This is a genomic window from Streptomyces rhizosphaerihabitans (assembly GCF_025399795.1).
In the GTDB taxonomy this organism is placed as follows: domain Bacteria; phylum Actinomycetota; class Actinomycetes; order Streptomycetales; family Streptomycetaceae; genus Streptomyces; species Streptomyces rhizosphaerihabitans.
Genome location: NZ_JAODTZ010000111.1, coordinates 1 through 8,458, shown reverse-complemented (window position 1 = coordinate 8,458; position 8,458 = coordinate 1). Strand labels below are relative to the sequence as shown.

General features: G+C 67.8%; 8 protein-coding genes and 2 pseudogenes. 7 read left to right on the top strand and 3 right to left on the bottom strand.

The features are described from left to right. Nucleotides 1–99 precede the first annotated feature (99 nt). The 5 genes and pseudogenes from N4G66_RS46190 to N4G66_RS44450 all read left to right on the top strand — a co-directional run. A pseudogene (locus tag N4G66_RS46190) lies at nt 100–276 on the top strand (STAS domain-containing protein); the annotation flags it as partial. A 672-nt stretch (nt 277–948) separates the two neighbouring features. Further along, complete coding sequence (locus N4G66_RS44465) at nt 949–1,152, top strand: cold-shock protein (RefSeq protein ID WP_151471173.1); 204 nt, start codon at nt 949–951, stop codon at nt 1,150–1,152. A 341-nt stretch (nt 1,153–1,493) separates the two neighbouring features. Continuing rightward, complete coding sequence (locus N4G66_RS44460; RefSeq protein WP_261710031.1) at nt 1,494–2,984, top strand: DEAD/DEAH box helicase; 1,491 nt, start codon at nt 1,494–1,496, stop codon at nt 2,982–2,984. 50 nt (nt 2,985–3,034) lie between these two features. Beyond that, nucleotides 3,035–3,439 carry a CBS domain-containing protein gene (locus N4G66_RS44455; protein ID WP_261710030.1) on the top strand — a complete coding sequence of 135 codons (405 nt, stop codon included), beginning with the start codon at nt 3,035–3,037 and terminating at the stop codon, nt 3,437–3,439. A gap of 50 nt (nt 3,440–3,489) precedes the next feature. Beyond that, the gene (locus N4G66_RS44450) at nt 3,490–3,798 is read left to right on the top strand and encodes an SCO5918 family protein (RefSeq protein WP_261710029.1); all 309 of its coding nucleotides are present in this window, start codon (nt 3,490–3,492) and stop codon (nt 3,796–3,798) included. 108 nt (nt 3,799–3,906) lie between these two features. Here N4G66_RS44450 and N4G66_RS44445 read toward each other — a convergent pair whose 3' ends face one another. Next, the gene (locus N4G66_RS44445) at nt 3,907–4,263 is read right to left on the bottom strand and encodes a hypothetical protein (protein ID WP_261710028.1); all 357 of its coding nucleotides are present in this window, start codon (nt 4,261–4,263) and stop codon (nt 3,907–3,909) included. A gap of 54 nt (nt 4,264–4,317) precedes the next feature. On the opposite strand from N4G66_RS44445, the pseudogene N4G66_RS44440 reads away from it, so the two are divergent. After that, nucleotides 4,318–4,506, top strand: a pseudogene (locus tag N4G66_RS44440) (IS5-like element IS4811 family transposase); the annotation flags it as partial. 359 nt (nt 4,507–4,865) lie between these two features. Here N4G66_RS44440 and N4G66_RS44435 read toward each other — a convergent pair. Beyond that, the gene (locus N4G66_RS44435) at nt 4,866–5,426 is read right to left on the bottom strand and encodes a hypothetical protein (RefSeq protein WP_261710027.1); all 561 of its coding nucleotides are present in this window, start codon (nt 5,424–5,426) and stop codon (nt 4,866–4,868) included. 218 nt (nt 5,427–5,644) lie between these two features. Between N4G66_RS44435 and trhA the strand changes: the two genes are divergently transcribed. Further along, the gene (gene trhA, locus N4G66_RS44430; protein WP_261710026.1) at nt 5,645–6,466 is read left to right on the top strand and encodes a PAQR family membrane homeostasis protein TrhA; all 822 of its coding nucleotides are present in this window, start codon (nt 5,645–5,647) and stop codon (nt 6,464–6,466) included. Between the two features lie 165 nt (nt 6,467–6,631). Here the strand turns inward: trhA and N4G66_RS44425 are convergent, their stop codons facing one another. Beyond that, on the bottom strand, nt 6,632–7,870 hold the full coding sequence (locus tag N4G66_RS44425; RefSeq protein WP_261710025.1) for a PP2C family protein-serine/threonine phosphatase: 1,239 nt from the start codon (nt 7,868–7,870) through the stop codon (nt 6,632–6,634). Nucleotides 7,871–8,458: the final 588 nt, after the last annotated feature.

Genomic DNA, 8,458 nt, shown 5'->3' with positions numbered 1-8,458 from the left:
CGCTCAACCAGATCCGCCATGCACTGCTCAACGAACGATCACGCCATAAGAAACGACGTCTTATAAGGTGTAGCGCTTCCGGCGTCCTGCAGTGCGCTCGCCTTCATGGACTCCAGCGCCGTCAGCGTCCTGGCCGCACAACGCGATGAAGCGTCCGCCGGCGGCTGGATTCGGCTGGCGGCCTTGCGGGCAGCGGTTCAGCGGGTCGTTGAAATCGTTGGTCTCGACACGGTCATTCCCTGCTGTCCCACGCTCCGTCAAGCCCTCACCTCCTGACGACAGGAGAAGCCGCTCCGCTCCCGGTCAGCGGCCGGACTCTCCCCACAGGTCGTCATGGATGCGGCGCCCGTCGGGCAGACGGCGAACGAACACCAAAGTTTCAGCCCGCTGCCAGCTGCCATGTCCGGGTGAAGCCGAGCCTTTGAGCGCACGGCACTTCCGGAGGACGCAGTTTGCCCGACACGATCCACGGTGACGTCCCCTCACCGGATCGAACGCTCGACTACTGCTCCGGACGCGGCGATCAGCGCAGGTCCGCCTCATGTTGGTGGCTGCTCTTGGCCGCTGTTCAATGCGATCCTGCGGACAGCCGCACACGCCAAAGCGCCCCGACAACCCTGGTTACGGCTGACGACTCCGCTTTTCTGGAACGTTGCACTGCGAGTGAGTCAATATCTGTGCTCGTGAGGTGAGAGTTTGCCGGACCGTGTAGTGAGAGTTTTTGCCGCAATGAGCGGAGTGGAATTACTTAACCGGCGCGGGCCGTTGCGGCGTGCTACTGTCCATCTCAGTTGCAGTTGTGGTTCCCGAACTTCAAGTGCTCCCACTCGGCTTCTGTCGGGGAGAGCGCTTTTGTATTTCCGGTCATTTTCCGGCGGGGTAATCATCGCGGCGACACGGTGTTCGCACAGTGCGGATGCCGGTGTACTGCCCCAAAGGAGATATGACATGGCTGCTGGTACCGTGAAGTGGTTCAACGCGGACAAGGGTTTCGGCTTCATCGAGCAGGACGGTGGCGGCGCTGACGTGTTCGCCCACTTCTCGAACATTGCCGCCCAGGGCTTCCGTGAGCTGCTCGAAGGCCAGAAGGTGACCTTCGACATCGCGCAGGGTCAGAAGGGCCCGACGGCCGAGAACATCGTTCCGGCCTGACGCTGACGCGCACTTTGTAGCTGGGGCCCGCATCCCTCGGGGTGCGGGCCCCAGCTACACGCATTTTCCCGCAGTGGTTTCACCTGCGGGACGGCTCGGAGAAATCCGCAGTCTCACCACACGCGGCTCCTCCTCCAGGATGCAGGCGCATCCTGAAGAGCCACACCGCACCTCGGCGCCCGGGGCTTTACGTCCTCGCTGCGTCACCTATTTCAGCATTTACGCCCGCCGCGGATTCCCGTCGGCCGGATTTGCTTTGACATCGGTCCATACTTGTAATTCCGTGCTGCTCACCGCTTGCGGGAATTCCTTGATATGTGCCGCATCGAGGAAGGTTCCGCATGAACCGCACACGTACGAACGACCGCTCGCCCCACACCCGTCAGGGCAGTGCCGACGCAGGAAGGGGCGGCAGCCGCTTCGGCTCGTCGGCACCGCGCCGTTCCGGCGGTCCTGCCCGTTCCGGAAGTTACGGCCGTCGGCCCGCCCCCGTGCAGGGTGAATTCGCGCTCCCCACGACGATCACCCCCGCGCTGCCTGCCGTGGAGAGCTTCGCCGATCTCTCCATGCCCGAGCAGCTGCTGGCCGAACTCGGCAGGCAGGGTGTGAGCGCGCCGTTCCCGATCCAGGGCGCGACACTGCCGAACTCCCTGGCGGGCCGTGACGTCCTGGGCCGCGGGCGCACCGGTTCCGGCAAGACCCTCGCCTTCGGTCTCGCTCTGCTGGCCCGTACCGCGGGACAGCGTGCTGAGCCCCGCCAGCCGCTGGGTCTGATCCTCGTACCGACGCGTGAGCTGGCGCAGCAGGTGACCGACGCGCTCACTCCGTACGCCCGGTCCGTCAGGCTGCGGCTGGCCACGGTGGTGGGCGGGATGTCGATCGGCAGGCAGGCCGGCGCGCTGCGAGGCGGGGCCGAGGTCGTGGTGGCGACTCCGGGGCGGCTCAAGGACCTCATCGACCGGGGCGACTGCCGGCTGAACCAGGTGGGCATCACGGTGCTGGACGAGGCCGACCAGATGGCCGACATGGGTTTCATGCCGCAGGTCACCGCGCTGCTCGACCAGGTGCGACCGGAGGGTCAGCGGATGCTGTTCTCCGCCACCTTGGACCGCAACGTCGATCTGCTGGTGCGCCGCTATCTGACGGACCCCGTCGTGCATTCGGTCGACCCGTCGGCCGGTGCGGTCACGACGATGGAGCACCACGTCCTGCACGTCCACGGCGCCGACAAGCACGCCGCCACGACGGAGATCGCCGCCCGCGAGGGCCGGGTGATCATGTTCCTGGACACCAAGCATGCCGTCGACCGGCTGACCCAGGACCTGCTCAACAGTGGGGTTCGGGCCGCCGCGCTGCATGGCGGCAAGTCGCAGCCGCAGCGCACTCGCACGCTGGCGCAGTTCAAGACGGGGCACGTCAGTGTGCTGGTGGCGACCAATGTCGCGGCGCGCGGCATCCACGTCGACAACCTCGACCTCGTCGTGAACGTCGATCCGCCGACCGACCACAAGGACTACCTCCACCGCGGCGGCCGTACGGCCCGAGCCGGCGAGTCCGGCAGCGTCGTCACCCTCGTCACACCGAGCCAGCGCCGCGGCATGGTGCGCCTCATGGTGGACGCCGGGATCCGGCCGCAGACCACCCAGATCCGCTCGGGCGAGGAGGCCCTGCACCGGATCACCGGTGCCCAGACCCCGTCCGGCATCCCGGTCGTCATCACCGCACCGGTGGCCGAACGCTCCAAGCGCAGCACCTCGCGAGGCCGGCGCCGCCCCTCTTCGACGACCCGGCGCGCGCCCGTACCCCAGACCGTCTTCGGCACGGCGGCCTAGAACCAACCTTCGTGATCAGGAAGCTGACCCATCTCTGCAGGAGGCACCTTGTGACGCTGGTTCAGATGCAGCCCCGCCCCGCGAGCGCCGGCCCCGCGCACAGGACGGTGGCGGAGCTCATGGACGAGGCCGGACCGCAGGTCTGCGACGACATGAGTATCGAGGTGGCGCTGTCGGTCATGGCCGCCGCGTGCACGGGTCGGCTGGTCGTCTGTGACCAGGACGGCCAGTGCACCGGCCTGGTCACCCAGGCCGAACTCACCGCCGTCCGCGACAGCTCCGCCTACACGGACCGCGTTCGCCTGCGCGACCTCCTCGGCGACCACGGGTCGTTCACTACATCCGTGGCCCCGATGGCCGAAGCCGAGCACGCGATGCGCTACCTCCGGCTCGGTGCCCTGCCGGTGGTCGACGGACAAGGCAGCGCTCTGGGCGTCCTCGCCCTCTCCCGCTGAGCCGTCTCACCCTGGTCGGCCCGTTCTCCCTCTTCTCTCTGTGAGGTCACATGCGCTGTGTCATCGCCCGCTTCCCTTTCGAGCTCACCAAGAGCGGCGTGCTGGAATCGATGAAGGGCATCAAGCCCGAACTGGGTACCGGCGAATCCGTGATCATCGGCCGCCGCCACTACCCCGTCAAGCAGGTCGGCCAGGTCATCACCCGCCAGGACCGACGTGATTTCAGCGCCGGCGAAGTCCTCCGGGCCATGACGCAGCTCGGCTTCACCTGCCGTACCCTCCCCGAGGCCGCACCCGTACGCATCCTCAGCCCGCTCCAGCACGCTTCCGCGATGCTCGGCACCCCCCTGTCCGTCTGACCGAGGGAAACAGGCACGAAGCCAACACCTGAACAGCAGTGTGGGCCCGACCGGCACGCGCCGGTCGGGCCCACACTGCTTGCAACGGGTTCCCGCCGCACTCGTTGCTCAGTGGTCGGAATAGCTGAAGTCGCCCACGGTCCAGGCGCCGACGTCGGCGATCGCCACGCGGTACATCCCGCCCGTCTCCGGGATCCCCACCGTGCCCTGCAGGATCCGGGCGACATGGAAGTGCAGATGTGTGGGCGGTCCGTCCTTCGCGGGGGTGTCGAAGACGGCTGAGAATTCTCCCAGGCGGGCGGAATCCGTCAGCACGTCCGACACCCTCTGCCGCCACACTGCTTCGGGAGCAAGCCGACCGGTGATGACAGCACCACCGGTGACCACGGTCAGGGACATCTGGTTGCTCTGCCCGGACTCCACCAGGGTGGCGACGTCAACGAGCAGCTCGTCAGGCTTCGACATGGGCCGATTATATTTACTGGCCACCCTGAGGTTCCCCCCGGTGTGCGGGAGGTGCTGACTGGACGGATCCGCCGCCAGATGGGCAAAGGAGCCAGGGCGGTGGCCACGGTCAGCGCCTCGCAGGCAGGCAAAGCGGCTTCGACCGTGGGAAGACTCTCACGGCTCCGACCCTGGCAAAAAGGGATCAACGGCCGCCACCGCGGTCGAGTGGTCGACACTCAGGGCCTGCCACTGATGGTGATGAAACCGAATTCCCTGCGGTGTTCCCAGCTGGGCAACATCGAAGAACGGAGCAGATGGTGAACGAACAGACTGCGAAGTGGAGCTTCCTCACCGACCACAACCGTGTGCTGATCGTCATCGCCCGCGCCCCTGCCGCCCACCTTCGCTACATCGCCGCGGCTTGCCACCTCACCGGGCGGACCGCCCAGAACATCGTCACGATCTTGAACAGGCCGGCTACCTGCACCGGGAGCGCGCCGGACGGCGCATGCGCTACATCCTCTGCCTGGACGGCACCCTCCGCCATCCTGCAGACGCACACGTGCCCGTCCGGGCACTGCTGGATCTGTTCACCCATCACGACAAGCAAGCGCTGAAGCTCAGACCCTGCTCCAGGCATCGAGGAATGCTTTGCGTCCTGTCGGATCGTCGGACCTGCGGTCTGCGTGCAGGACGCGCCAGGCGGTGAGTTCGAGGTCACGGAGCCATAGTTCTCCGATGACCTGTGTCTTGAGGTCGGGAAAATGGTCGGACTCGGCGAGGGCCTGACCGATCACCTCCCCGGCTGCGACGCGCTGGGGCGGGGTCATCTCATCGACAGCCGACAGGATCTGTCGGGCCAGCACGATTCCTTCTCCCGCCAGGGAACGTAGCACCGCAGCCTTGATGTTGGCAGGCAGCAGGTACGCGGTGCCCGAAGACCTCCACAGCTCCGACCAGAAGCGTTCTCCTGCCTTGGTGGGGGCAGGCAGCGCGGCCAGCAGCCCCAGGAGGTGACCGGTGGCCGCATACCCATCGGAGTGGGCGGCTGCGACGACGGCGATGCCGGCGACGCGCTGCACATCGAGATCGCCGGCTTCCCGTTGCGGAGCCAGACCCAGTTGGTGTTCCAACTGGTCGGCGAGGGGGCCGGACAGGTGGGGGCGGACCTCAGGAAGCATCGGCGATCCTTGCGCGCAGGGAGCGGAGATACCCGCTCGGGAGCTCTGATCGTTCCCATGAGCAGCTGATCTATTCCGCTTCGAGCCCAATGGGCGGCAGCAGCAACGGGCCGGAGTTCACACGGCGGCGAAGTGACCTATTTCCGGCGACGCGGCCTGGCTGTTTCGAGACCGGCCTTGCAGAAAACTGTCTGGGCGAGGTCTTTTAGCATGGCTGCATGATCACCGGTGATGCCCAGGAGTCCGAGGGAGGACGAGAAGCCGTGTCGCACGACGCCGCTGAAGCCGAATACACGTACGCCGCCGCAGCGCGTGGAGAACACCATGAAGACGGGCTGCCCTGCGGATCACAAGGTGGGGAGAGCGGGCACTCGGTTGCCGCTCTGGTGGAGCGGGCGGTCGATCTGGCCGAACCGATCAAGCCGAGGCTGCGGGGCTGGCTGCATGCCGGGATGGTCCCCGCCGCACTGATCGCGGGCATCGTGCTCATCTGTCTGACCCGCACCCCGCAGGCAGCCGTGGCCTGCGCCGTGTACTCGGTCACCGCCTGGCTGCTGTTCGCAACGAGCGCCATCTACCACCGTGGCACCTGGGGGCCGCGCGGCGAGGCAGTCCTGCGGCGTCTCGACCACGCCAACATCTTTCTGATCATCGCCGGCACCTGCACGCCCCTTGCGGTGGTCCTTCTCCCGCCCAGCCAGCGGTTCGTGCTGCTGTGGATCGTGTGGGCGGGCGCACTGGTCGGCATCGCCTTCCGGGTCTTGTGGGTGGGAGCTCCGCGCTGGCTGTACACCCCGTGCTACCTGGCGCTGGGGTGGGCACCGGTGCGCTACCTGCCCGACTTCCTGCACACCGGCGGAGCGGCCGTACTCACCCTGGTCGTGGCCGGCGGTCTCCTCTACAGCGCGGGCGCGGTCGTCTATGCCCTCCAGCGCCCCGATCCCTCACCGCGCTGGTTCGGCTTCCACGAGGTGTTCCACGCCTTCACCGTGGCGGCCTTCACGGCGCACTACATCGCCATCTCCCTGGCCGTCTACTGACCACGACAACGTTCTGGCCCACGCCGCTCGTCACGCACATCGGCGCGGGCCGGGCGCGACGGGCCGGACGGCCGCCGAGGCATCGCGCCGCGCGCGAAAGCCGTCCGCTCCTCCGCACCGCGGTCCAAGGGCCGCCCGAAGCGGGGGAGCGGAGCAGTCCCAAGGTCATCGCCCAGGAGTGGTCCGCCCCGTTGGCGACGGGGCGGAGGCGTCGGCGAGGTTGGCGCCGGTGTCGGCGTCCCGATGGGAGTGGCCGATGCCGTGCCAGTCCAGGCACATGACGGTCGCGTCGTCCTGCAGGTGACCGTGGTTGGCCTCGACGACCGCGGCGATGAGGGTGCGGGCGGCCTCACGGGGATGCAGCGCGCGGGTGCGGACGATCAGGTCCGGCAGATCGAGGCTGTTGGCGTTGCGCTCCAGCATGCCGTCGGTCAGCATCACCAGCCGGTCGCCCGGCCGCAGGTCCAGCGACTGGACCCGGTAGCTGTGCGGTGCGTGGAAGCCGAACGGCATATCGATCTTCGGAGTGATCTCCCGCACCTGTCCGTCCCGCATCCTCAGTGGCCAGGGGTGCCCGGCGTTGATGAACTCGGCGGTGCCGTCGAGCAGGCTGATGCGCAGGAGCTGCCCGGTGACATAGCCGTGGCGGCCGTGCTCGCGCACAGCCTGATCGGCCTGATCGCCCTGTTCGGCGAGGCCGGCGCCGGCCCGCCGTGCCCGGCGCAGGGCGCCCACCAGGAGAGTTGCGAGCAGAGCGGCATCGACATCGTGGCCCATGGCGTCGGTGACGGAGAGCTGGACCGTGTCCCGGTCGATCACGTAGTCGAAGGTGTCACCCCCGACGTGATCGGCCGGCTCCAGCGCCCCGGCGACCGCGAACTGGGCCGCCTCACATGCCAGTGATGCCGGGAGCAGCCGGTGCTGGATCTCGGCGGCCAGGCTCAGCGGGGCGGTGCGGCGGCCCCACTGGTACACGTCGGTGAAGGACCGGTTCGCGATGACGATGTACGCCAGGGCGTGCGCGGTCTCGCTGACCTCTTGCATCACCTCCGCGTCAGGCGCGACGGGCAAGAACAGTTCCAGGAGCCCGATGGCGTCCCCGCGGTTGGTCACCGGGGCGACGAGCCGCACCAGACCACCCTCGCCCTTGTCCTCCACCCTCGGCCGCTGGGTGCGGATCACGTCGTCGTACAGGGTGCCCCGCAACGTGATGCGCCGCGCGGGCTCGTCGGTCTCGACGCTGCCTGCCGCCCCCAGCCGTACAACCGAGCCGCCGCTGAAGTCGGTGATCAGGAACGACACCGCCGCGGCCCCGAGTCGCTCTTTGAGCATGCGCGCGACCACGTCGAGCGACTCCACGGGCGCCGCGGCCTCCGCCGCCGCCAGCGTCCCCGCCAAGGTCATCGCCCCGCCCCGGCCGCCGTCGCTGTCAGGAAGACGAGTGGTCGGCCTGCCTTCTTCGCCAGGCCCGCATACGGTCACGGTGACTCCTCGCTCTTTACTGCCCGCCAGCGCAGTGCCCCCTGCCGAGTGGGCCGAGGGGCGGCGCCAGGGCCCGGTGCCGGGCAGTGTCATTGCACCACAGAGCCCCTGAACGGACGCCGACGTCCGCCCCGGACTCGGCGGCCGTACGCCTTGTCCGTGCGACACACCAAGCCGGCATACCGAGGTCCTCGCCGGCCAGCGGGTGAGCGGGCGGTTGTGGCGTTGACGCTCTTCGTTGGGGTCCCAGGGTTTTTGGATCGCGCGACGACACTCTTCTGCCCGCTGCACATTGCCCGGACCTTTCGCCCTCTCGCCCTGGCAGTGACGGGTGCCGGCCTCCGTCGCCGTCGAGGTCGCTTACCTCCCCGCCGAGCGCACAAAAATCTATGCTGGCTGGAGTAGACATTGGGAGATCGTCTGGCTATGGTTTCTCTCGTAGCCGAGATCGGCAGGGCCCGGCAGACACGAACTGCCAGGCAGCAGTACATGTAGTTGCAGTGTGCAGGG